Annotated in this window: 19 protein-coding genes; 9 read left to right on the forward strand and 10 right to left on the reverse strand. The window is 64.2% G+C overall.

Translation table 11 applies throughout. The features are described from left to right. Positions 1-87: 87 nt before the first annotated feature. Both ACR9ZN_RS30515 and xseA read right to left on the reverse strand, forming a co-directional pair. Positions 88-309: a DUF2093 domain-containing protein gene (locus ACR9ZN_RS30515; protein ID WP_434955355.1), complete on the reverse strand. Its 222-nt coding sequence runs from the start codon at positions 307-309 to the stop codon at positions 88-90. A gap of 55 nt (positions 310-364) precedes the next feature. Next, complete coding sequence (gene xseA, locus ACR9ZN_RS30520; RefSeq protein ID WP_454813111.1) at positions 365-1,942, reverse strand: exodeoxyribonuclease VII large subunit; 1,578 nt, start codon at positions 1,940-1,942, stop codon at positions 365-367. A gap of 176 nt (positions 1,943-2,118) precedes the next feature. On the opposite strand from xseA, the gene ACR9ZN_RS30525 reads away from it, so the two are divergent. Continuing rightward, a complete protein-coding gene (locus ACR9ZN_RS30525) occupies positions 2,119-3,138 on the forward strand; it encodes a zinc-dependent alcohol dehydrogenase family protein (protein WP_481273992.1) in 1,020 nt (339 codons plus the stop codon). A gap of 134 nt (positions 3,139-3,272) precedes the next feature. Continuing rightward, the gene (locus tag ACR9ZN_RS30530; RefSeq protein ID WP_481273993.1) at positions 3,273-4,430 is read left to right on the forward strand and encodes a winged helix-turn-helix domain-containing protein; all 1,158 of its coding nucleotides are present in this window, start codon (positions 3,273-3,275) and stop codon (positions 4,428-4,430) included. Positions 4,431-4,653: 223 nt separating this feature from the next. Here the strand turns inward: ACR9ZN_RS30530 and ACR9ZN_RS30535 are convergent, their stop codons facing one another. Continuing rightward, positions 4,654-6,648, reverse strand: coding sequence for a M1 family metallopeptidase (locus tag ACR9ZN_RS30535; RefSeq protein ID WP_481273994.1), 1,995 nt, complete (start codon positions 6,646-6,648; stop codon positions 4,654-4,656). A 248-nt stretch (positions 6,649-6,896) separates the two neighbouring features. Here ACR9ZN_RS30535 and ACR9ZN_RS30540 point away from each other — a divergent pair, with 248 nt between their 5' ends. After that, positions 6,897-7,925, forward strand: coding sequence for a GlxA family transcriptional regulator (locus ACR9ZN_RS30540; RefSeq protein ID WP_481274407.1), 1,029 nt, complete (start codon positions 6,897-6,899; stop codon positions 7,923-7,925). Positions 7,926-7,957: 32 nt separating this feature from the next. Here the strand turns inward: ACR9ZN_RS30540 and ACR9ZN_RS30545 are convergent, their stop codons facing one another. Together ACR9ZN_RS30545 and ACR9ZN_RS30550 are read right to left on the reverse strand one after the other, a co-directional pair. Beyond that, on the reverse strand, positions 7,958-8,395 hold the full coding sequence (locus ACR9ZN_RS30545) for a VOC family protein (protein WP_481273995.1): 438 nt from the start codon (positions 8,393-8,395) through the stop codon (positions 7,958-7,960). Positions 8,396-8,429: 34 nt separating this feature from the next. Further along, positions 8,430-8,858 (reverse strand): tautomerase family protein, encoded by a 429-nt coding sequence (locus tag ACR9ZN_RS30550; RefSeq protein ID WP_481273996.1) that lies wholly within the window; start codon positions 8,856-8,858, stop codon positions 8,430-8,432. A gap of 118 nt (positions 8,859-8,976) precedes the next feature. On the opposite strand from ACR9ZN_RS30550, the gene ACR9ZN_RS30555 reads away from it, so the two are divergent. Continuing rightward, positions 8,977-9,585: a TetR/AcrR family transcriptional regulator gene (locus ACR9ZN_RS30555; protein WP_454816704.1), complete on the forward strand. Its 609-nt coding sequence runs from the start codon at positions 8,977-8,979 to the stop codon at positions 9,583-9,585. A gap of 120 nt (positions 9,586-9,705) precedes the next feature. Here the strand turns inward: ACR9ZN_RS30555 and ACR9ZN_RS30560 are convergent, their stop codons facing one another. Beyond that, positions 9,706-10,182, reverse strand: coding sequence for an Lrp/AsnC family transcriptional regulator (locus tag ACR9ZN_RS30560; protein WP_434955364.1), 477 nt, complete (start codon positions 10,180-10,182; stop codon positions 9,706-9,708). Positions 10,183-10,405: 223 nt separating this feature from the next. On the opposite strand from ACR9ZN_RS30560, the gene putA reads away from it, so the two are divergent. Continuing rightward, positions 10,406-14,059, forward strand: a complete 3,654-nt coding sequence (gene putA / locus ACR9ZN_RS30565) for a trifunctional transcriptional regulator/proline dehydrogenase/L-glutamate gamma-semialdehyde dehydrogenase (RefSeq protein WP_481274408.1) — start codon at positions 10,406-10,408, stop codon at positions 14,057-14,059. Between the two features lie 538 nt (positions 14,060-14,597). After that, complete coding sequence (locus ACR9ZN_RS30570) at positions 14,598-15,410, forward strand: hypothetical protein (protein WP_481273997.1); 813 nt, start codon at positions 14,598-14,600, stop codon at positions 15,408-15,410. A gap of 49 nt (positions 15,411-15,459) precedes the next feature. On the opposite strand, the gene zwf is transcribed toward ACR9ZN_RS30570, so the two are convergent. The 4 genes from zwf to ACR9ZN_RS30590 form a co-directional block, all read right to left on the reverse strand. Then, the gene (gene zwf, locus ACR9ZN_RS30575) at positions 15,460-16,836 is read right to left on the reverse strand and encodes a glucose-6-phosphate dehydrogenase (RefSeq protein WP_481273998.1); all 1,377 of its coding nucleotides are present in this window, start codon (positions 16,834-16,836) and stop codon (positions 15,460-15,462) included. A gap of 93 nt (positions 16,837-16,929) precedes the next feature. Further along, positions 16,930-18,129: a DUF418 domain-containing protein gene (locus tag ACR9ZN_RS30580; protein ID WP_481273999.1), complete on the reverse strand. Its 1,200-nt coding sequence runs from the start codon at positions 18,127-18,129 to the stop codon at positions 16,930-16,932. A 99-nt stretch (positions 18,130-18,228) separates the two neighbouring features. After that, entirely contained in the window at positions 18,229-18,834 is a 606-nt protein-coding gene (locus ACR9ZN_RS30585) for a TetR/AcrR family transcriptional regulator (protein WP_454813120.1), read from the reverse strand. 170 nt (positions 18,835-19,004) lie between these two features. Further along, a complete protein-coding gene (locus ACR9ZN_RS30590) occupies positions 19,005-19,604 on the reverse strand; it encodes a GNAT family N-acetyltransferase (protein ID WP_481274000.1) in 600 nt (199 codons plus the stop codon). Between the two features lie 327 nt (positions 19,605-19,931). Here ACR9ZN_RS30590 and ACR9ZN_RS30595 point away from each other — a divergent pair, with 327 nt between their 5' ends. The 3 genes from ACR9ZN_RS30595 to ACR9ZN_RS30605 all read left to right on the forward strand — a co-directional run bounded on the left by ACR9ZN_RS30595 (position 19,932) and on the right by ACR9ZN_RS30605 (position 23,095). Continuing rightward, on the forward strand, positions 19,932-21,254 hold the full coding sequence (locus ACR9ZN_RS30595; RefSeq protein ID WP_481274001.1) for an extracellular solute-binding protein: 1,323 nt from the start codon (positions 19,932-19,934) through the stop codon (positions 21,252-21,254). A gap of 129 nt (positions 21,255-21,383) precedes the next feature. Continuing rightward, positions 21,384-22,262, forward strand: a complete 879-nt coding sequence (locus ACR9ZN_RS30600) for a carbohydrate ABC transporter permease (RefSeq protein ID WP_481274002.1) — start codon at positions 21,384-21,386, stop codon at positions 22,260-22,262. Further along, positions 22,262-23,095 (forward strand): carbohydrate ABC transporter permease, encoded by an 834-nt coding sequence (locus tag ACR9ZN_RS30605; RefSeq protein ID WP_481274003.1) that lies wholly within the window; start codon positions 22,262-22,264, stop codon positions 23,093-23,095. The genes ACR9ZN_RS30600 and ACR9ZN_RS30605 overlap by 1 nt, the downstream gene beginning before the upstream one ends. The last annotated feature ends 4 nt before the right edge of the window (positions 23,096-23,099 follow it).

A 23,099-nucleotide genomic window follows, 5' to 3' on the forward strand; every position in this document is an offset into this window, starting at 1 on the left:
AGCGGAGCGTCTGCAAATGAGGAAGAGCGGACGTCGCCGCCACATTGAACGAGGTTCAATGTGGCTGTTGTCCGCGCACCCGGATTCTCAGATCTCGCCGAGGCTCTTCAGCCGCTCCAGCACGGCCTCGCGGCTGGCATAGGCTTCCTGGCGGTCGACGTTCCAATAGCGCAATTCGTCGATCGGGATGTGGGTGCCGGTAACGGCGCAACGCACGTAATTACCCGGCTTGAGGATGCGGAAATCGGAATCGAGGTACTGGACCTGTGCTTCGCCGGGCAGAGTCATGCGGCTTTCGTGACGGTTCATGGAGGCGCTGGCCTATGCGTTTGCAGAATTTCTCGAAACTATAACAGAGCCAATTCTAATCGTCGAACAGGCTCGGTTGCGTGCGGGCCGCTCCGCCCTTTGCCTTGGCTTTCGCCGGATTTGAGGTTGGCGATGTCGCACCGTTGCTCACGATGACATGGCCGTCGGCAAATTGCAGGTCAAGGCTCGAGGCAGCTTGCGCGGAGGCAACATTGCGTATGGGTCGGCCTTCCTCGTCGCGTACCAGCGCAAAACCGCGCTGCAGTACGCCCTGGTAGGAATAGGCCTCCAGCAGCACGGCGAAGCGGCCGAGCCTTTCGCGCTGGGCCGATGTGCGCGCGGCTGCGGCCTGCAGCAGGCGGCCGGCGAGGGTCTGCAGGCGCTCGCGCCCGGCTTCGCTGCGGCGGGACAGCAGCAGTGGCGTGAGCTGTGCCGCACGGCCGGTAAAGGTCTCGCGCTTGCGGGAGAGAGCGATGCGCGCCGAAGCCTCCAGGCGTTCGGCGACGGCATGAAAGCGATCGCGGCTGCGGTCGAGCCGGTTGGCCGGGCTCTGTGTCAGCAGCCGGCGGGTCAGGGCGTCGTAGCGCTGGTGGTGACGGCGGGTGTTGAGCGTGAGTGCGTGCACCAGGCGGCCGGCGGCAAGGTCGAGTTTCTGGCGCGGCGTCGCCAGCAGCGCCTCGCCACTGGGCAGGGCCCTGCCGAGATTGCGCAGATCCTGGCGCCGGCGCTCGATCATGCGCAGGGCATGGCCGGTGAGCCGGGCACCGAGATCGTGCAGATTGGCGAAGAGGTCGGCCCTGACCGGGACGGCCATTTCGGCGGCACCGGTCGGCGTCGGCGCGCGCCGGTCGGCGACATGGTCGATCAGCGTCCAGTCGGTCTCGTGGCCGACCGCCGAGATCAACGGGATCGAACACGCCGCGGCGGCACGCACCACGATTTCCTCGTTGAACGACCACAGATCCTCAAGGCTGCCGCCGCCGCGCGCGACGATCAGCACGTCCGGGCGCGGGATGGGGCCGCCGGCGGGCAGGGCATCGAAGCCGGCGATGGCATTGGCGATCTCGGCGGCGGATGTCTCGCCCTGCACCCGCACTGGCCAGACGATGACCCGGCGCGGAAAACGATCGGTGATGCGATGCAGGATGTCGCGGATCACGGCGCCGGTCGGCGAGGTGACCACGCCGATCACGCGTGGCAGGAAGGGCAAAGCCCGCTTGCGCCCCTCGTCGAACAGGCCTTCGGCGGCAAGCTTCCGGCGGCGCTCCTCCAGAAGCGCCATGAGCGCGCCGAGGCCTGCTGGTTCGAGCCGGTCGATGATGATCTGGTAGGAGGACTTGCCTGGGAAGGTGGTCAGCCTTCCGTGGGCGATCACCTCCATGCCTTCCTCGGGACGCTGGCGCAGACGGGCGAGATTGCCCTTCCAGATCACCGCATCGATCTTGGCGCCTTCGTCCTTGAGGGCGAAATAGGCATGGCCCGAAGCGACCGGGCCGCGATAGCCCGAGATCTCGCCGCGCACGCGCACATAGCCAAAGGCATCTTCCACCGTGCGCTTAAGAGCGCCGGAGAGTTCGGAGACGGACCATTCGGGGGCGTTGGAGGGCTGAGAATCAGGAGGTGTGTCGGGCATGGCGGCCATCTTATACGGAGCGCGGACATCTCAGCGACATTAAGAAATGTCGCGACATGCAAGCATGTCGCCGTGATGTCCGCGCTCCAAGGAAATGACATGCGCCGGCACTATCCCGCAGACACGAATCCGGCCTAGAATTGTATGAACAATCAAGACAGCAGGTGGAGGCAACGATGAAGGCGGTGCGGCTCGACGCAGTGGGAGAGCTTTTTCTGAAGGATATGGAAAGGCCCAAGCCGGGGCCTGGGGATCTCCTGGTGCGGGTCGAGGCCTCCGGCATTTGCGGCACGGACCGCCATCTCCTCAAGGGCGAATTTCCCTCCAAGCCGCCAGTGACGCTGGGCCACGAATTCTGCGGCATCGTCGAGGAGGTCGGCCCGGGCGTGCAGGGCTTTCGCCCCGGCATGCGGGTGACGGGTGATCCCAACATCGTGTGCGGGCGCTGCGTGCACTGCCAGAACGGGCGGATCAATCTGTGTCGCAATCTCACCGCCATCGGCATTCACCGCGACGGCGGCCTGGCCGAATATGTGATCGTGCCGCAGCAGCAGGCCCATGAACTGCCATTGTCCCTGAAGGCCAGCCATGGCGCCTTCTGCGAGCCGATCGCCTGCTGCCTGCACGGCATCGACATTGCCGACATCCAGGCCGGCTCTTCGGTGATCGTGCTCGGCGGCGGCGTGATCGGGCTGATCACGGTGCAACTGGCCAGGCTCGCCGGCGCGTCACGCGTGGTGCTCTCCACCCGCCAGGCCGCCAAGCGCGAGCTGGCCGAGCGCGTGGGCGCCACCGCCAGCATCGATCCCACGCAGGGCGATTTCATCGCCAACGTCACCGGTCCCGACGGCCTGCTGCCCGGCGGTGCCGACATGGTGATCGAGTGCGCCGGCGTGGCCGAGACGGTTGAGCAGTCCTTCCAGCTCGCCCGCCCCGGCGGCACCGTGGTGATCCTCGGCGTGATGGCACAGGGCGAGAAGGTGGCGGTCGAGCCCTTCGACATCCTGTTCCGCGAGCTGAAGGTGTTCGGCTCCTTCATCAACCCCTTCACGCATCGGCGCGCGGCCGAACTGGTGGCTGCCGGGGCGCTCAATCTCGACGAGCTGATCTCGCGCGAGGTCAGGCTGGAGGAGGTGCCGGCCATCATCGCCAGGCCGGCCGGACCGGGCGAGGTCAAGATTCTCTACGTGCCCTGACAACCCGCTGGACCGTAAACATTCCGTGAACAAAATGGTGGCGCGGGGCTGGCGACTCGGCTGGGAAGACCTATCTTGCAGGGCATGAGGGCTGAGAGCGTGCTCCCAGCCGCCCCGTATCCTGGCGAGATTGCATGCCCCGTAAACCGCCTTCCCTCGACAAGACGCAGGCTCGGCGCATCTGGCTCCGGGCTCAGCGCCTCGACAGCCTCTCCCCCTTCGGCGACGGCCCCCAGGCGACCCCTGCGGCGACCGCGCATCTGGGCTATGTGCAGATCGACACCATCAACGTGATCGAGCGCAGTCACCATCACATCTTGTGGACGCGCATTCCCGACTATCGCCGCGACCATCTCATCCAGGCACAGAGCGCCGACAAATCCGTGTTCGAATATTGGACGCATGCGCTTTCCTATATTCCCACGGCGGACCTGCGCTATTTCCTGCCTGCCATGAAAGCCTATCTCGACAAGCCCAATGGCTGGTTCGAGAACGTGGCGAAATCAGATCTGCGCAAGGTCCTGACCCTGATCCGCAAGAATGGGCCGCTCACCATCCGTGACATCGACGACGACGTGCTGGTGGAGAAGACCCATCCCTGGGCGAGCCGCAAGCCCTCCAAGAAAGCGCTGCAGCTGGCCTTCTATACCGGCGTGCTGACCATCAGCGCCCGCATCGGCATGGTGAAGACCTATGAACTGATGGAGCGCCATTTCGGCTGGGCCGAGCAGCAGGGCCTCAGGCCCAAGCCCGCCACCGAGCGCCAGCGGCTCGACTACATCATCGACAGGGCATTGCGTTCGCAGGGGCTGATCAGCCTCGATTCGATCTGTCATCTCGATGCTGGCCGCAAGGGCGCGGTGCGCGAGCGCCTCGAAACCCGGGTGCGGCGCAAGGAACTCGTCGCCGTCGAGGTCGAAGGGGCGGGCAAGACCGAGCATTGGGCCAGCCCTGCGACTCTCGACGCCGTTGCCGAGGCGCCACCGGCCGAGCTCGTGCATATCCTCTCGCCCTTCGACCCCCTGGTGATCCAGCGCAAGCGGCTGAAACTCTTCTTCGACTATGATCACCGTTTCGAGGCCTATGTGCCGAAGGAGAAACGCGTTTTCGGCTATTTCGCCCTGCCGGTGCTGGTGGGCGAAGAGGTGGTGGCGGCCATCGATCTCAAGACGGACCGCGCCGCCGGCAAGGTGCTGATCCAGCAATGGAACTGGGTGGGTGATGCAGCAGCCCACAAGCCGGCGATCGAAGAGGCGCTGGGGCGGTTCGAGGCCTTCCAGCTGGCGGAGTGATGCTGGGATGGCAGCGCCGACGAACTGCAAATGGTGAAGCTGCCGGAGCATCAACGGGCGGTACCGTCATTCGCAATTGCTCGCCGTGGTGCAGCCCCTCAACGACAGGAGTGAGCATATTCTCGGTCGCCCAATGCTCCTTGCGTTTATTGGTGGCGCGATTTGAGAGTGAAATGCTCCGGGCATTGCCGTGCCGTTTCACCGGCACGGCAAACCGGGCAGGCTATTTTGCGTCGGCACTCAGCTTGTCGTTGTCGCGGTTCTGGTCGGGGAGCTTGTGGTCGGGATCGAGGGTCGCCTGCACCACCTTCTTGCCGGGCTCGACGACAATGGTTGTCGCGCCCTGCCTGATCCAGCTTTCGGCGGGCAGGCGATAGTCGCGATGGCTGCCGTCGGCGAAGTCGACCCGCAAGGTCACCGGCATGACGAGCTTGTCATGGCTGCTGACGGTGATGGCCGTGCCCTTCGGCTCCTTGGCCTTGTTGTCCTTGTCCTTGTCGTCGGTCGCCGGCGCGATCTTGTCGATGGCGAGGTCCAGCGTCCAATTGTGGTCGTACCAGCCGCGCCACCACCAGGACAGGTCCTCGCCGGTGCTGCTTTCCATCGCCCGGAAGAAATCGTCCGGCTTGGGATGCCTGAAGGCCCAGGCGGCGATGAACTGGCGGAAGGCCGCGTCGAAGCGCTCCGGTCCCAGGATCTGTTCGCGCAGCAGGACGAGGCCGAGCGCCGATTTGAAATAGGTCACCGGATGGCGGTATTTCTCGATCACGGTATCGGCGCGCGAGAGGATCGGCGGTGCCGCGCGGTCCTTCAGCACCGGGATGATCTCGTCGACCGGATTGCCGCCGCCCGGCGCATATTCGACGTCGCGCTTGGGCGCATATTCGCCATGGTTGAAGTCGTCCGATTCATAGACGTCGATGAAGGTGTTGAAGCCCTCGTCCATCCAGGCATCGCGCCGCTCGTCGAAGCCGACGACCATCGGAAACCAGGTGTGGCCGATCTCATGGGCGGTGACCCAGAACAGGTCCTTGGTCTTGTCTCCGATGCCATCGAAGAGCAGGCCGGGATATTCCATGCCGGCAAGATCGTCCGGGCCGGCGATATTGATCGCGACCGGCCAGGGATAGGGATACCAGCGGGTCGAAAAGCGCTCGACGGCATCCTTGAGATATTCGGTCGAGCGGCCCCAGCGCTCGCTGCCCTGGCTTTCAGCCGGGTAGAAGGACATGGCGAGCGCCGATTTGCCGGACGGCAGGTTGATGCGTGCGGCGTCCCAGGCAAAGGCGGCCGAGGCTGCGAAAACCACGTCGCGGCTGTTCTTCATGCGATAGTGCCAGGTCAGCGTGCCGTCCTTCTTCGGGCGCGACTTGGGATCATCGATCTCCTGGACGCTACGGATCGTCACGGTCTTGTCGCTGGCGCGGGCCTTTTGCAGCCTGCTTTGCTGCTCTGCGGTCAGCACCTCCTGCGGGTTCGCCAATTCGCCGGAACCCACAACCAGCATGGCGCTCGGTGCCGTCACCCAATAGTCGAAATTGCCATAGTCGAGATAAAACTCCTGGGCCAGATAGGGCAGCGTATCCCAGCCGCGGATGTCGTCGTAAACGGCCATGCGCGGATACCATTGGGCAATCTCGTAGACGGGCCCGGCCTTGGCCTTGCCCCAGCCCATGCGCCCGCCCCACTCGCCGGGAATGGTGAAGTGATAGCGGATATGGAGCTTGACCTGCCCACCCTTGGGCGCCAGGGGCGTCGGCAGGGCGATGCGCATGCGCGTGTCGCTGATGGTATAGGGAACCGGAGCTGCCTTGCCGCCGCCGATCGCGACGCTGTCGAGGACGAAACCCTCCGTCGTGCCGTCGCGCGCCTTGCCGTTGGCGTAGCCGCTGCGGCTGTCGGCCTTGTAGATGTTCTGGTCGAGCTGCAGCCAGAGCTCGGTCAGCCGGTCGGGGCTGTTGTTGGTATAGGTGATGACTTCATCACCGCTGACGGCCGGCTGGTCGGGCTGAAGGGTCGCATGAATCTGATAATCGGCCTTGTTCTGCCAATATTGAGGACCGGGCAGGCCATCGGCCGAGCGATAGGCGTTGACGGCCTGCGTCATCGGACGCGGGGCAAAGGTTTCCCGAGGCTGATACTGTGCCAGGGCCGGCGTGGCGGCCAGGCAAAGGAATACAATCGAAGAAAGGCGCGTGGGGCGCAGTCTACGGCGCAAGAAGTGTCGGTATGTTTCTACCATATTCATGGAAATACCTGCTGTCGATGGACTGTCCCCTCCATCCCAATCGGATATCCCCGATCGCTTCTTAGAGCATGAACGCTTTCCTCGCCATGACTTGTATGACTGGCGCACCAGAATTGCGACATCGGCTGGAGGCAGCCCGATCCCGGTATCTTGCCGGCCCTTGTCGGCGCGAATAGAATGGGTGCGTCGATCGGATGTTATATGTGCGACGTCCCGACATGGGGGGCCCAGGCGTGAGCGAAGCGGGGACAAGGAAGCCGGTCAGGCCCGAGAAGCGGGCGCCGCGGCTGTCCGTCGGCTTCATCCTGGCGCGGCACTTCACCCTGAATGCCTTCGCCAATTTCGTCGACGTGCTGCGGCTGGCGGCCGATGAAGGCGATCGCAGCCGGCCGATCCGTTTCGAATGGAGCGTGCTGTCCGACACCATGAGCCCGATCGCCTCCAGCAGCGGCGTGGTGATTGCCCCCACCGAGAGGCTCGGGGAACCCGGCAAGTTCGACTATATCGTGGTGGTGGGCGGGTTGATCGACGAGATCCCCAAACTCAGCCCCGCTTATTCGCGCTATCTCCAGCGGGCCGCCGCGGCGAAGGTGCCGCTCGTCGGCGTGTGCACGGGCGCCTTCATCTTGCACCATGCCGGGCTGATGGACGGCTATCGCTGCTGCGTGAGCTGGTTCCACCACACCGATTTCCTGGAGCAGTTCGACGGTCTTCAGCCGGTGTCCGACCAGATCTTCATCGTCGATCGTGATCGACTTACCTGTCCGGGCGGTGCCAGTGCGGCCCATCTGGCGGCCTTTCTGGTCGAGCGGCATCTGGGCAAGGCCGCCGCGACCAAGAGCCTGCACATCATGATGATCAACGGGGCGGAGGTCGGCGAGGCACCGCAGCCGAGCCCGACGCTCGATTTCAACACCTCCGACCCTTTCGTCAGGAAGGCGCTGCTGCTGGTGCAGCAAACCCTGGATGCGCCGCTCTCCGTCGGCCAGATCGCCCGGCATCTGGGAATTACCAAGCGCCGCCTCGAACGCCATTTCGAGAGCGCGCTCGCCACCTCGCCGCGTGCGGCCTTCATGGAGATGCGGCTGTCGCTCGCCCGGCATATGGTCGAGACGTCCAACAAGTCCTTCGCCAAGATCGCCATCGAGTGCGGCTTCTCGGATTCGGCCCATTTCAGCCGGCGCTTCCGCCAGCGCTTCACGACGACGCCGAGCGAATTTCGCAAGGAGCGGCAGGATGTTGCGTGAAGCCTTTGGCCGAGGCTCCCGGTCGGCGATGATCAGCCGTCGATCGCGCGTCCGGTTGCAGGACTGTCATGCCCACCGTCCGCACAATCGAGCATCCACTGCACGCCGAAGCGATCGGTCAGCTTGCCAAAAAAGCTTCCCCAGGGCTGTACCGCGAGCGGCGTCGTGACCGTGCCGCCATCGGCTAGGCTGGCGAAGATCCTGGCGGTCGTGCCGCGGTCACGCATGATCAGCATGTGGGCGGAGCCGCGCATCGGCTCCGCGTCCTGATTGTCCGAGGCAAAGAACAGGAGGCCCGGGCCCTCGAAACGGGCATGCATCACTTTTCCCCGCATTGCCTCGTCGGCAAGAGGGATGCCGAGGTCGCCATGACGCAGCAGGATCGAGGCCCGCCCCAATCCGCATTGGGCGTAGAAGGCGAGCGCTTCCTCGCAATGCCGGGTGAAGAACAGGTAATTGGCAAGCTGCATGGTTCATCCCCACCGAGGTGCCGGACCTTCGAAATCAATGGCTTGGTGAAGCAGCCTGAATGGCATCGACGAGGTCGTTGTTGCCGAGACCGCGGCCGGCGATGCCCCACGCCCATTCGGGCGCGTAGACGATGTTGATCCAGATGTGCTCGCGTTTCAGCCAGCCTTCGGCTGCATGTTCCAGGATATCCGTCGCTTTTTCGATGAAGGCTGTTTTCGCCTCGGGTGAAGCCAGGGCGATCTCCGGCAGCTTGAGTTCGATGAAGGCGGCGGGTGCCGGTTTTCCCGCGGCGAACACGTGGTCCCGCGCAAGCACGTTGATCGTGCCGACGATATTGGCCGTCATGAAGCTGTTGCCGGTGAGGCCGGAGACTTCGAGAAGCGCGTTCGTCAAGGCGGCAAAGGCTTCGGCCTGCGCCTGCGGGGACAGCAGGCCGTCTGGCAGGGTGAGCGTGATCGGCATCGAAAGCTCCTTGTTCGAGCAATGGCTGACATCATATATATCGATTGCTCTCTATGGTTATAGACCGAACACTCTCTTTGCAAGCAATAAAGAGTGTTCGCTCTCAATGGGTGATATCATGCGCTATAATGCCGAGCATAAACGGGAAACCCGCGAGCGGGTGATCGCGGCGGCAGGACAGATCTTTCGGAAGGAAGGGTATGGCGGCGCCGGCATCGATGCGCTGACCAAGGCGGCCGGCGTGACCAACGGCGCCTTCTACGGACATTTCAAATCCAAGAGCGAAGCCTTTCGCACGGCCGTGCTGACAGGGCTGGAAGAGCTGCGGCAGGGGATTGCAGCCTTGAGAGCGGAGCAGCCACGCGGGTGGCTGAAGAGCTTCATCGGCTATTATCTCGGCTACAAACGCACCTGCGGCCTGGGCGAGAGCTGTGCATTGCCGAGCCTGTCGCCCGATGTCATGCGCGCGGATGACGAAACGCGCCGCGTCTATACGGCCGAGCTGCGCCGGCTGATCGAGGAGGTTGCCGGCGGCTTGTCCGGGAGAGTGCCACGCGCTGATTTCCCGGGATCCGCGGAGGATCGGGCGATCCTGCTGCTAGCCATGCTCAGTGGTGGCGTTACGCTGGCGCGCGCCGTATCCGATCCCGACCTGTCGGAACGGATAGCCGCCACTGTCAAGCGCACGGCGATGGCCCTGGAGAGTCCGGACGATGCGTCTGACTGAGCCAAAGGCCGCTCCAGGCTGGTCGTGGTGGCGCGGATCAGGTGCGGGTGCGTGATGGGCAGATTGTGGAAGCCCTGGGTGACGTAGGGGAGCCTGAAACGGTGCATGCCAACGGCTTCCTCACGGTATCAGATCGGTGTCCTTGACCGATTCCATCACCACGAAGGTCGAGGTGTTGGCGACATGGGGCAGGCTCGATATGCGCTCGCCCAGCACTTGGCGGTAGCGGCGGATATTGGCAGTGCGCACTTTGAGGAGATAGTCGTAGGAACTTGCGATCATGTGGCATTCCTCGACTTCCGGGATCTTGAACACCGCCGCGTTGAAGGCCTTCAGCGCGGCCTCGCGCGTGTCCGAAAGCTTCACCTCGGTGTAGGCGATATGGTCCAGGCCCATCTTGCCGGAGTCGAGGATGGCGCGGAAGCCGCGGATATAACCCTCGTCGATCAACCGCTTCAGGCGCTGATGGCACGGCGTCTTGGAAAGCCCAATCTTTTCAGACAGTTCGGTAATGGAGATGCGGCCGTTCTCGACCAGCGCATCGATGATCTTGCGGTCGTAACTATCCAGATTTCCTGTTTCTGTCGATTTTGACATTCAAAAATCCTGCATAATTCGAGAACAAAAGATTTAATGCCTATGGATGCACATATCGTTGGTGAAAAAGCAACATCGGGCTGTGCTATCTGATCGTCGAAACGCCAAAGCGTTTTGCTTGAGGTATCATCGCCGATCCGGGCCAATGGCACCTGACGTTTTCAAGAGCGAGACCGCCATGACGACATCTGCCGCACTCAGCCAAAATCCTCAGTCAGCCGCCATGCCCTTCGCCGATTTTGCGCCGCCGATCCGGCCGCAGACGCCGCTGCGCCAGGCCATCACGGCGGCTTATCGCCGCTCCGAGGAGGAATGCGTGGCGGCGCTGCTGGAACAGGCCAGCCTGCCCGTCGGAACCCGGGAGGCGATCAGCGCCACGGGCCGCAAGCTGATCGAGGCGTTGCGTTCCAAGCGCCGGGGCGGCGGCGTCGAGGCGCTGGTGCATGAATATTCGCTCTCCAGCCAGGAAGGCGTCGCGCTGATGTGCCTTGCCGAGGCCCTGCTGCGCATCCCCGACATGGCTACGCGAGATGCCCTGATCCGCGACAAGATCTCTGATGGCGACTGGCGCTCCCATATCGGCGGCGGGCGCTCGCTTTTCGTCAATGCCGCGACCTGGGGCCTGGTCGTCACGGGCAAATTGTCGAATACGGTCAACGACCGTGGTCTTTCGGCCGCACTGACCCGGCTGATCGCCCGTTGCGGCGAGCCGGTGATCCGTCGCGGCGTCGACATGGCTATGCGCATGATGGGCGAGCAGTTCGTCACCGGCGAGACCATCGAGGAAGCCCTCAAGCGCGCCCGGCCGCTGGAGGAGAGGGGCTTTCGCTATTCCTACGACATGCTGGGCGAGGCGGCGACCACCGCCGCGGACGCGACACGCTATTACAAGGACTACGAGACCGCCATCCATGCCATCGGCCGCGCCTCGGCCGGCCGCGGCATCTATGAGGGGCCAGGCATTTCCATCAAGCTTTCGGCGCTGCATCCGCGCTATGTGCGCGCCCAGGCCGAACGGGTGATGGCGGAATTGCTGCCCAAGGTGAAGGCGCTGGCGGCGATCGCCAAGCAGTATGACATCGGCCTCAACATCGACGCCGAGGAGGCCGACAGGCTGGAACTCTCGCTCGATCTGCTCGAGAGCCTGTGCGAGGACCCCGATCTCAAGGGCTGGGACGGCATCGGCTTCGTGGTGCAGGCCTATGGCAAGCGTTGCCCCTTCGTGCTCGATTTCATCATCGATCTGGCGCGCCGCACCGGGCACCGAATCATGGTGCGCCTGGTCAAGGGCGCCTATTGGGATGCCGAGATCAAGCGGGCGCAGGTCGACGGCCTCTCCGACTTCCCGGTCTTCACCCGCAAGGTGCACACCGACGTTTCCTACATCGCCTGCGCGCGCAAGCTGCTCGAAGCCACCGACGCCGTCTTCCCGCAATTTGCCACGCACAACGCCCAGTCGCTCGCCACCATCTACAATCTCGCCGGTGCCGACTTCAAAACTGGCCAGTATGAGTTCCAATGCCTGCACGGCATGGGCGAGCCGCTCTATGACGAGGTGGTCGGGGCACACAAGCTGCGCCGGCCGGCCCGTATCTATGCGCCCGTCGGCACGCATGAGACGCTGCTCGCCTATCTCGTGCGCCGCCTGCTCGAGAACGGCGCGAATTCCTCCTTTGTCAACCGCATCGGCGATAGCAATGTTTCGGTCGATGAACTGATCGCCGATCCGGCCGAGGTGATCAGGTCGATGGCGGTAGTGGGCGCGCGCCACGACCAGATTTCCCTGCCCTCCGAACTCTATGACGAGCGCGCCAATTCCGCCGGGCTCGACCTTTCCAACGAGACGACGCTCGCCCAGATCAGCGCTATCCTCAAGGAAAGCGCCGGCCGGGCCTGGACGTCCGTGCCGCAGCTCGCCGGTGCCGCCAGTGCTGGAGAGAGCCGGCCCGTGCTCAATCCCGGCGACCACAACGATGTCGTCGGCCAGGTGACGGAGGCCACCGAGGCCGATGTCGCGACGGCGATGGCGAACGCGCAAAAGGCGATGCAGGGCTGGTCCCGCTGGACGCCGAGCGAGCGCGCAACCTGCCTGGCGCGCGCCGCCGACATCATGCAGAGCGAGATGCCGGTGCTGCTTGGCCTGATCATGCGCGAGGCGGGCAAGTCCATGCCGAACGCCATCGCCGAGGTGCGCGAGGCCATCGACTTCCTGCGCTATTACGCCGACCAGGCCCGCCTTACGCTTGGCGTCGCCCATAAGGCGCTCGGTCCGGTCGTCTGCATCAGTCCGTGGAACTTCCCACTGGCGATCTTCTCCGGCCAGGTCGCCGCGGCTTTGGTGGCGGGTAATGCCGTGCTCGCCAAGCCGGCGGAGGAAACGCCGCTGATCGCGGCCCAGGCCGTGCGCATCCTGCACGAGGCCGGTGTCCCGGCCGACGCCCTGCAACTTTTGCCGGGAGATGGCCGCGTCGGCGCCGGGCTGGTGGCCGCGCCACAGACCGCGGGCGTGATGTTTACCGGTTCGACCGAGGTGGCACGCCTGATCCAGGCCCAGCTCGCTACGCGCCTTGGATCCAATGGCAAGCCGATCCCGCTGATCGCCGAAACCGGTGGCCAGAACGCCATGATCGTCGATTCCTCGGCCTTGGCCGAACAGGTGGTCGCAGACGTGATCGCCTCCGCCTTTGACAGCGCGGGACAGCGCTGCTCGGCCCTGCGCGTGCTCTGCCTGCAGGAGGATGTCGCCGACCGCACCCTCGCCATGCTCAAGGGCGCGTTGAAGGAGCTGCGTATCGGTTCGACCGACAGCCTGAAGGTCGATATCGGCCCGGTGATATCAGCCGAAGCCAAGGCCACCATCGAGGGGCATGTCGAGGCCATGCGCGGCCGCGGCCGCAAGGTCGAGCAGGTGGAACTCGGCGAGCAGACGCAGGGCGGCACCTTCGTGGCGCCGACGATCATCGAGATCAACGAGCTGGCCGATCTGCAGCGCGAGGTCTTCGGGCCGGTACTGCATGTGGTGCGCTACAAGCGCGACGACCTGGAACGCCTGATCGATGCGATCAATGCAACCGGCTATGGCCTGACCTTCGGCCTGCACACCCGCCTCGACGAGACCATCGCCCATGTCACCAGCCTGGTGAAGGTCGGCAATGTCTATATCAACCGCAACACCATCGGCGCGGTCGTCGGGGTGCAGCCCTTCGGCGGGCGCGGCCTGTCGGGCACCGGCCCCAAAGCGGGCGGTCCGCTCTATCTCGGGCGCCTGGTCGACACCCCGCCGATCCCCCCGCGGCATAGCTCCGTTCATACCGATCCGGTGCTGACCGACTTCGCCAAATGGCTGGGACAGCGCGGCATGAACAATCTGGCCCAGGACGCGCGCGAAATCGGCGGCGACTCCGCCCTCGGCCTGGAGATCGAGCTCACCGGCCCCGTCGGCGAGCGCAATCTCTATGCCCTGCATCCGCGCGGCCAGATCCTACTGGTACCGCAGACCGAGATCGGCCTGCACCGGCAGCTCACGGCGGCGCTCGCCACCGGCAACAGCGTGGTCGTCGACACGACCTCCGGCCTGCAGTCCGTGCTCAAGACCCTGCCGGCCAGCGTGGCGGCGCGGGTGAGCTGGAGCAAGGACTGGAAGAAATCAGGCCCGTTTTCCGGCGCCCTGGTCGAGGGAAACGCGGGGGAGATCCAGGAGGCGAGCAAGGCCATTGCCGGTCTGCCGGGCCCGCTCGTCCTGGTGCAGGCGGCCACCTCGCAGGAACTGGCGGCAAAGGCGGACGCCTATTGCCTCAACTGGCTGCTGGAAGAGGTTTCCACCTCCATCAACACTACGGCCGCGGGTGGTAATGCCAGCCTGATGACGATCGGGTAGGGCGCAGCAGAAAGAGGCCCGTTTTGCTTCCCCCAGCTTCATCTAGGGCATCCAAACTTCTCTACCGAGACGAGTAAGACTCAAATATCCCTCCCCGACTTCGGGGAGGGTGGGCCGGCGAAGCCGGGTCGGGTGGGGTAGAGTGCGCGATCCCGCCTTTTTCGGCTCCGTGGTGCCACGCTCCCCCATCCGCCGGTGCTGCGCACCGGCACCTTCCCCGAAGTCGGGGGAGGATTCTCGCGCCCTGTTCTGAAACCGCGAGATATGTCTATGCCCTAGACGAAGCTGGGGGAGGAAACGCCTGCCTTCCTCGGCAGGGTCGCGATGCAGTCCTGTTCCCGGCGAAACCCCTATCCCCAGCCGAGCTTGAAACTTCGCACCATGGTGATTGTCTTGTCGCTGCGTGCCGATATCTTGGCGCCTGCGCTGATCTCATGAATCGGCGGTAGTGGAGACGACAATGACGGATGGACGGCGGGCTGTAGCGAACACCGGGAGAGGCCGGACTTTCCTTGCTGCATCTTTGGCAGGCGCGTTGATGCTGGGTGCTTCGGCGGCTCCGGCCTTGGCCGCTGCGATGGGCATGGGGGACGAGCCGCCTTCCACCAGCAGCGAGGTCAAGGGCGTGGCGTTCCGTCTCCTGACCACCCTGCCGCGCGCGCCGGGGCCCGTCGAAGGGCTGGGCCAATGCGAACATCTGACCGTCAAGCCGACCTCCGAGGCCGGCCGCCTCGTGGCCGAGCGTGGCTGGGCGGTGACGGGTGAGGCCAAGCTGGGGACGTCCCTGCGCGCCGTCAGCTTCGTCGGCGGCTTCGAGCCTGGAACCAGCGGCACCTGTCTTACCAACGACGGCAATGTCGGCGTTTTCGACGGCAGCAAACTGGTTGCCCTGCTCTATGCCGAAAAGGGGACCAAGGAGACGCTGGGCAGCATCCAGGCCCTAGAAGGGGGCAGTGTCCGGGTCCTCGACGGCGATTTTCTCGCCACGCCGCTCGGCGACATCCGCTCGATCGACGACTACAAGTTCGAGTTCAATCCCGTGGCGGCCAGTGACGGCGTCTGCAACGGCCGCGCCAAGGTGCCTAACATCAACAACATGCCGATCGACAAGGCGCGTGCCGCGCTGAAGGCGAATGGCTGGGAACCCGTGCCTTCGAGCGAGCAGGATCGTACGGACAGCCGCGTCGCCGATCTCGTCAAGCTCGGCGTGGTAGAGGCGGAGAGCTGCTCGGGCACCGGCCTTGGCTATTGCAGCTACAATTATCGCGGCGCGGCGGGTACCCTGTCGGTCACCACGGCCGGCGACAACGACTACCCCTCGGTGTCGGACTATGACGTGAAGTGCAATTGAGGCTTTCTGGGATCGCAGGCATCCCTGCGATTCCAGAAAATGCCTGCCCTCACACCGCCGGGTCGACCCAGCCGAAGGGTGGCTCGAAGCCGGCCATGGTCGCGGGTCCCCAGCTGCCGGGCTGGTAGGGGGTCACGGGCACGACGTTGCCGATGACGGGGTCGAAGATGCGCCAGGCGATTTCGGCGGCATCCTGCCGGGTGAACAGGGCGTTGTCGCCTTCCATGGCATCGCCGATCAGCCGCTCATAGGGCGCGAGGTCGCCGGTGCCGTCATCGACGGCCACGAGTTCGACCGGCTCGCCCACCAGGTTCTCGCCGGGCGCCTTGATGCGCGAGCCGAGCCCGATGGTGATCTGCGGATTGATGCGGAACCGGAGCTCGTTGGAAGGCCCCTGCAGCCGTTCGGCGAACACGTCGTGCGGCGGCTTCCTGAACCTGACCACCACCTCGGTGCAGCGCACCGGTAGGTTCTTGCCGGCACGGATATAGAAGGGTACGTCGGCCCAGCGCCAGCTGTCGACAAACATCCTCACCGCCGCGAAAGTCTCGACGGTGGAAGCAGGCGCTACGCCGGGCTCGTCGTGATAGCCGACGAACTGGCCGCGCACCACGTCCTGCGGCGTCAGCGTGCGGATCGCCTTGAAGATCTTGACCTTCTCCTCGATCAGATCGTCCTCGAGCCGGCCGGCCGGCGGCTCCATGGCGAGCAGGATCAGCACGTTGACGAGATGGTTCTGGATCACGTCCCTGATCGTGCCGACCTCGTCGTAGAACTTGCCGCGGCCCTGCACGCCGAAATTCTCGGCCATGGTGATCTGGATGCTCTCGACGAAATTGCGGTTCCAGACCGGTTCGAGGAAGGCATTGGCGAAGCGGAAATAGAGCAGGTTCTGGATGGCTTCCTTGCCGACATAGTGGTCGATGCGGAAGATCGCGCTCTCGTCGAAGAAGCGATGCAAGACGGCGTTGAGCTCCTTGGCGGAGGCCTCGTCATGCCCGAAGGGCTTTTCCACCATCAGCCTGGCATTGGCGGCGCAGCCCGATTCCTGCAGGCCCTGCGCCACCGTTTCGAACAGGCTCGGCGGGATCGCCAGATAATGCAGGGGGCGGGTCGCCTGGCCCAGGGCCGCCTTCAACTTGGCGAAGGTCTCGGGACTGCGATAATCGCCGCTGACATAGCCGAGGAGCTTGGAGAACCTGGCGAACACGCTTTCGTCGAAGGCATCGCCATAGGCCTTCACCGAGCTCTCGCGGGCCCGAGCGCGCAGCTTCTCCACGTCCCACGGATCGAAGGCGACCCCGATCACCGGCACATTGAGAGCGCCGCGCCGGACCATGGCATAGAGGGCGGGGAAGATCTGCTTATAGGCAAGATCGCCCGTGGCGCCGAAGAGAACGAGAGCGTCGGAATGCGGTGCCGGCATGATGTCTTCCCGAATTGAACTGCCACCCAGCGCAGCCCTCACGTTGGTAAAACGGAAGAGGCCTGATGGGAAGCCGGAAAGACGCTACGTCAGCTATGCGCTTCTCGCCGGCACGGCCCGCCAGTTCGGCAGCGCGGCGATGGTGAGCGCCCTCAGCAGCCATTCCAGCGGGCCATAGGCGTGGTGGCGCAGCCACCAGGCGCTGAAGGCAAGCTGGAAGAGATAGAGCACGGCGGCGATCGCCAGCACGCCCAGGGCCGGTAGCTGGCCGACCAGGCCGAGGCCATAGGCGGTGAAGATCAGCGAGCAGGCGAGCGACTGGCCGAGATAGTTCGACAGGGCCATCCGTCCGGCAGGCGCGAGGACGGCCGCGAGGCGCATGCCGACCGTGGTGCGGAACAGCAGCATGGCTGCCGCGATATAGCCGCCGGCGAGAAAGGGGCCGGTCAGGATGCCGGCCGCCAGGCCCAGAACTTCCCAGCCGGTGCCGGGCAGGGCCATCGAGGTGCAGGTGTAGAAGGCGCTGCCCGGCAGGCCGATCAGCAACGCATGGCGCAGCAGCCGGCGGAGCAGGGGACGGGCCTCCTCGTCCTGCTCGAACAGCCGCCGCCGGCCGGCGACGAGGCCGCACAGGAACATGGCGAGGGCCGAGGGCGCCTGGATCAGGCCCAGCAGGACCCAGATTCCGCTGAGTTCCTGCAGATGGGCGCCGATCACGGTGCCGGGCGTGCCGGCATAGGCGGCGAGGGCCGCTGCCGCCTCGGCATGAACGGCAAGGGGATCGACGGCCTCGCCCGCCAGCAGTTGCAGCCCGCCGAGCGCCGCCCAGACCAGGCCGGTCGCCGCAATCAGCCAGGCAGCGAGGCGCAGGGCACCCCGATCGCTGCTACGCCGCAGCATCAGCAGGATGACGCCGAGCACGGCATAGGTGGTGAGGATGTCGCCATGGAACAGCAACACGGCATGGGTGAGGCCGATCAGCCACAGGCCGATCTGGCGGCGCAGCATTCGCGGCACCAGCGGTTCCCCGGCGCGCTCGGCCGAGCGCATCTGCAGCGTGAAGCTGTAGCCGAACAGGAAGGAGAACAGCAGGTAGAACTTGGTCTCGAAGACGAAGGAGACCAGGCCTTCCACCAGGCGTCCGGTCAGGCTGGTGAAGGCTGGATCGGTGATGCCGCGCCCGTAATAGACCGAGGCGAAGGCGGTGATGTTGACGACGAGGATGCCGAAGAGGGCGAAGCCGCGCAGGGCGTCGACATTGGCGAGACGGGCGGGGGTGGTGGAGCGGCTCATGGCTGGCTGACCAATGGTACATATTAATTAATAGACTAGTCGATCTAATAATTGGCGCCAATTGCGGATTTTTCAAGGTGGCTGCTCAGACCGATATCGTCAGGTCACGACGCCCGGGCGCAGGAAGCGCGTGAGCAGCAGTTGCAGCACGTCCCGCTGGCGGTGAAGCTCGAAGCCCGGATCCACCGCGAAGCGATTGAAGATGCCGTCGATCAGGGCGGCGATCCAGCGGGCGCCATCGGCCGGCGCCAGGGTTGGATCGACCTGTCCGCGGACCGCCGCATTGCGCAGGAGCATCCTGAGCGAATCCTGCAACGCCTGGTCATTGGCGGCGACCAGGGCGCCGATCTCGGCATCGCGCAGGGCTTCGGCAGCGATTTCGAGCTGCAGCCTGAGATAGGTCTTGTTGCTGCCGAGTTCGAGAATCAGGCCCATGAATTCAAGCAGTTCCGCGAACAGGTCCTGCGCCCGCTGAATCCGATCGAAATGAACCTTGGTCTGCCGTCCCTCCTCCTCGACGATGGCGGCGATGATGGCCTTCTTGTTCGCGAAATAGTGGAAGAGGTTGCCCGGACTCATGCCGGCCTCGGCGCAGATCTCGGCCGTCGAGGTCTGGTGGAAGCCCTTGCGGGAAAAGCAGGCGATCGCCGCATCGAGGATCTGGCGGCGCTTGGCCTCGTATTTCTTCGGATCGACCTTGCGCATCGCCTGTCCGCTCAAAGATAAATGGATTGGTCGATCGAAGAATAAGCTTGCCGCAGCCCGACGCAACACGCATGGGCGGTACCTGATCTCGCGAGTGCAAAAAAGGACGCAATCGTAAGGTCTTGCAGGGATTTTCCGCTAAGTGACTCGAGAGGCGGCTCGAAGCGTTCCTACAGTTTCATGCCCATATAGATGCTTGCCGGCCGCGCGATTTCCCGAAAGCCCAGCTTCTCGTAGAAGCCGAGCACCTTGGCGTTGCCGGCGCTGACGCCCAGATGCAGGCCCGGCACGCCCTTGGCCCTGAGAGCCGCGAGTTCGGTCTCGACCAGGCGGCGGCCCCAGCCGCTGCTTTGGAACGGCGGCAGCAGATTGATATGGAGATGGGCCGGATAGTCGGCGAGCATGGCTGGATCCTTGCGCTCTGGGCGGCGGATCAGCGACAGCACCCGTTCGTCACTGGCCTTGCTGGGCGTGATGCCGGCGACCTGCGGGCGCACCCGCGGCCACCACTCGCTATCCAGCCGGCCGGCGAAGGCATCGGTATCGGGCGCGGCCACGACATAGCCCACGGCTCCGCTCCCTGCATCGAGCACAAAGGCGAAGTCGGGTGCCAGGACCTGGTAGGGCACGGCCCAGATGAAGCCGGGCAGGCGCGGCTCGGAATAGAGATGGCTGGCGTCCGAACCATTGTCGGCCGTCCGCAGGCAGATCTCGTAGAGGGCAGGGCGGTCGGCCTCGGTGGCGGGACGGATGACGGCAGTGTCGGCCAAGAAGGGGCTCCGTGCAGAACGCGAGGAAGGAAGAGCCGGGAGGAAACCCTCACCAGCCCTGCCGATCATGGGGGACTGCCGTTTCAAGCGGAGCCCGCCTGTACGTCGTCTCCCCGAAACCTGGCCGATGCTGAAACACCAGCCATTTCAGCACTATCGTCTTACCAATGAACAATTGCAACTTGCCAACCGCCTGCTTCCCCGTGATGGTAGCGCCAACGAAGAAAGGGCGCGGCCGTTCGCACATCCAAGTCGGACCGGTGACCAGAGCCCAATATAGCGCAACGCAGAGAGGGACCACCGATGTTACGGACTGGGACGTCTTCTTTGAGAACCGATACTCTATTGCGTCGGCTTTTGCCTTGCCTGGCAGTCGCCACCCTGTGGTGGGGAAGTACCCTCCATGGCGCGGGAGCACAGACGCTGACCGTCTGGGACGACAATGCGCTGCCTTCGCAGGCCAAGGTCATCACTGACATCAACGCCAAGTTCGAGGCGGCGCATCCGGGCGTGAAAATCGCGCGCACGGCCCGAACCTTCGATGATCTCGCCATGACCCTGAAGCTGACGCTTTCCACGGGCGAGGGGCCTGCGGTGACCAAGGCCAATCAGGGCGCCCAGGAAATGGGAGCGATGGTGAAGCAGAAGCTCCTGCTGCCTGTCGACGCCTATATCGCCAAATATGGCTGGGACAAGAAGCAGTCCGATGGCGTACTCGCGCGCGATCGCTGGTCCGACAAGGGTGAGTTCGGCACCGGGCCGACCTACGGCATCTCCGCCCTCGGCGAACTGGTCGGCCTTTACTACAACGCCAAGGTGCTGAAGGAAGCCGGCATCGACAAGCCGCCGGCAACCCTTGATGAACTGGCCAAGGACGTCGAGACACTGAAGGCCAAGGGTGCAGTGCCCTTCACCATGGGCCTGACCAAGGGGCACATGGCACTCCATATGTATGCCGCCTTGTCGCAGGCCATGATCGGTGCCGCCGATCGCAAGGGGCTCGACGATCTCGTCTATGGCCGGGGCGGCAGCTGGAATACGCCCAGCTATATTACCGCCGCCAAGCAGATCCAGGATTGGGCCAATGGCGGTGCCTTCAACGATGGCTATCAGGGCATTGCCGATGACGATGCCGTGCAGCTCTTCGTGGGCGGGCAGGGTGCCTTCCAGGTCACTGGCACCTGGCGCCTGGGCGACATGCAGGCCAATCCCGACATTCACTTCATGGCGCTGCCACCGGCCGCCGGCGTGAAGGACCCGCTGGTAGTGGGCGGAGTGGAACTTGCCTGGGCCATTACCGCGCTTGCCAAGGACAAGGCGACGCAGGATCTGGCCGGCGACTATATCAACTATCTCCTGTCCGACGATGCCGCGGCAGCCTGGGCGGCGGCGGGTTACCTGCCGGTTGCGGCACTGGAGAAACCCGACAAGGTGCAGATCCCGGCCTTGCTTGGCGAGACCATCAAGGTGTGGAACACGGTCAACGCCGCCAACGCGCTCGGTCACTATCCCGACTGGGCCAGCCCCACCATGCTTAAGACCCTCTCCGATGGCCTGACCCGGGTGATCGCCAAGGAGGATACGCCCGAAGCCTTCGTCGCTGCGGTCGACAAGGACTATCAGGGCTATATTGCGAGCCTGAAGAAATAAGGCAGGGAGCACCCGTCTTTCCCGCTTCTCGGGAAGGGATCGTTGCTGCTGGAGTTTGGGCGGCCATACGAGCTGCCGAAGCTCCAGCAAGCATCTGCGACAAGTGCTTCAGGAAGGCCAACCGCGTCCATGCTCGACGCCTCCAAATACCGCAATCTTCTTTATGTCGTGCCGTCGCTGCTGATCTATGGCGCCTTCGTCCTGGTGCCGATCCTCAGCTCCATCGTGCTTGGCTTCACGGCCTGGGACGGCATCAGTGCGCCGCGTTTCGTCGGCCTGGAAAATTACATAGCGCTGTTTTCCGACCCGCTGTTCACCATCGCGCTGAAGAATAATCTCCTGTTGTTGGTCTTCTACGTGGCCTTGCCGCTGCTGCTGGGCCTGGTGATGGCGGCCATCGTCACCTCGATCCGCAGCGGCGAACAACTGGCCCTCCGCACGCTCTATTTCATGCCCTATGTGATGCCCACCGCCGTGCTCGGCATCATCTGGCGCTGGCTCTACAACCCCGCTTTCGGGCCGCTCAACCAGGCCTTGAAGGCGATCGGCCTCAAATCGCTCGCTCTGCCCTGGCTCGGCAGCTTCGTCTTCGCCCTGCCGGCCGTGGGCTTCGTCGCCACCTGGTACTATGCCGGGTTCTGCATGGCCATCTTCATGGCAGGGCTCTCCCGCATCGACCCCTCGCTCTACGATGCCGCCAGGGTCGATGGTGCCTCGCCGATCCAGTCCTTCCGCCACATCAGCGTGCCCTCGCTATTGCCGGAAATGCGCATCGTGCTGCTCCTGACGGTCATTGCCTCGATCAAGAGTTTTGATCTCGTTTTCACCATGACGCGGGGCGGCCCCGCCAACGCGACGCTGGTGCCTAATCTCTACATGTATCAGCTCGGTTTCGATCTCGGACGCTACGGCTATGCCTCGGCGGTGGCGGTGATTGGGGCGATCCTGATCTTTGCGGTGAATGCCGTGATCCATCGCTTCATGCCGGAGCGGGGAGGGGACCGTTGATGGCCGCCTCTGCGCGCCGCGCCCCGTCCCTGCTGCCGTTGCGGGCCTTGCTCTGGCTGTTCGCCCTGCTGACCGTCTCGCCCTTTGCGCTGCTGCTTCTGACCTCGCTCAAAAGCCAGAAGGACCTTCTGGCCGGCGCTTTCGTCCTGCCCCAGCAGCCGCATTTCGAGAACTTCGTCCGAGCCTGGGTGGACGGGCATTTCGGCACCTATTTCTTCAATTCGGTACTGGTGGTGGTGCCGGTGGTCGGCATTTCCGTCATGCTCGGCATTCTCTCGGGTTTTGCCTTCGCCTTCCTGTCCCTGCCGCTCAAGCGCACGCTCTTCGTGATGCTGACGATCGGCATGATGGTGCCGACCGAGGCCTTCATCATTCCGCTGTTCTACGAGTTCCACTGGCTCGGCCTGCTCAATAGCTATTGGGCTCTGATCCTGCCGCAGATCGGCATGTCGATCCCCTTCGCCACCCTGTTCATGGCGAGCACCATGCGGCAATTGCCGTCCGAACTCGTCGATGCCGCCGTGATCGACGGCGCCACGCGGCTGCAGGTGCTGCGCTACGTCATCCTGCCCTTGATGAAGCCGGCGATGTCGACGCTCGCGCTCTTCCTGTTCATCTGGACCTGGAACGAATTTCTGATCCCGCTGATCCTGGTCAACAATGACGAAGTGCGGACGCTGCCGATCGGCATGCTGTTCTTCCAGGGTAAGTACATCGTCGACATCCCGACCCTGACGGCAGGCGCAGTGATCATCGTCGCGCCCATCATCCTGGTCTACCTGATCTTCCAGCGTAATTTCATTCAGGGCCTCACGGCCGGGGCGGTCAAGTGAGACC

The organism is Labrys sp. HAY1-8F (assembly GCF_056754975.1).

Coding starts and splice junctions, on each gene's coding strand:
- ACR9ZN_RS30515 (WP_434955355.1), bottom strand. CDS start 309: ATGAACCGTCACGAAAGCCGCATGACTCTGCCCGGCGAAGCACAGGTC.
- xseA (WP_454813111.1), bottom strand. CDS start 1,942: ATGCCCGACACACCTCCTGATTCTCAGCCCTCCAACGCCCCCGAATGG.
- ACR9ZN_RS30525 (WP_481273992.1), top strand. CDS start 2,119: ATGAAGGCGGTGCGGCTCGACGCAGTGGGAGAGCTTTTTCTGAAGGAT.
- ACR9ZN_RS30530 (WP_481273993.1), top strand. CDS start 3,273: ATGCCCCGTAAACCGCCTTCCCTCGACAAGACGCAGGCTCGGCGCATC.
- ACR9ZN_RS30540 (WP_481274407.1), top strand. CDS start 6,897: ATGGGGGGCCCAGGCGTGAGCGAAGCGGGGACAAGGAAGCCGGTCAGG.
- ACR9ZN_RS30545 (WP_481273995.1), bottom strand. CDS start 8,395: ATGCAGCTTGCCAATTACCTGTTCTTCACCCGGCATTGCGAGGAAGCG.
- ACR9ZN_RS30550 (WP_481273996.1), bottom strand. CDS start 8,858: ATGCCGATCACGCTCACCCTGCCAGACGGCCTGCTGTCCCCGCAGGCG.
- ACR9ZN_RS30555 (WP_454816704.1), top strand. CDS start 8,977: ATGCGCTATAATGCCGAGCATAAACGGGAAACCCGCGAGCGGGTGATC.
- ACR9ZN_RS30560 (WP_434955364.1), bottom strand. CDS start 10,182: ATGTCAAAATCGACAGAAACAGGAAATCTGGATAGTTACGACCGCAAG.
- putA (WP_481274408.1), top strand. CDS start 10,406: ATGCCCTTCGCCGATTTTGCGCCGCCGATCCGGCCGCAGACGCCGCTG.
- ACR9ZN_RS30570 (WP_481273997.1), top strand. CDS start 14,598: ATGCTGGGTGCTTCGGCGGCTCCGGCCTTGGCCGCTGCGATGGGCATG.
- zwf (WP_481273998.1), bottom strand. CDS start 16,836: ATGCCGGCACCGCATTCCGACGCTCTCGTTCTCTTCGGCGCCACGGGC.
- ACR9ZN_RS30580 (WP_481273999.1), bottom strand. CDS start 18,129: ATGAGCCGCTCCACCACCCCCGCCCGTCTCGCCAATGTCGACGCCCTG.
- ACR9ZN_RS30585 (WP_454813120.1), bottom strand. CDS start 18,834: ATGCGCAAGGTCGATCCGAAGAAATACGAGGCCAAGCGCCGCCAGATC.
- ACR9ZN_RS30600 (WP_481274002.1), top strand. CDS start 21,384: ATGCTCGACGCCTCCAAATACCGCAATCTTCTTTATGTCGTGCCGTCG.
- ACR9ZN_RS30605 (WP_481274003.1), top strand. CDS start 22,262: ATGGCCGCCTCTGCGCGCCGCGCCCCGTCCCTGCTGCCGTTGCGGGCC.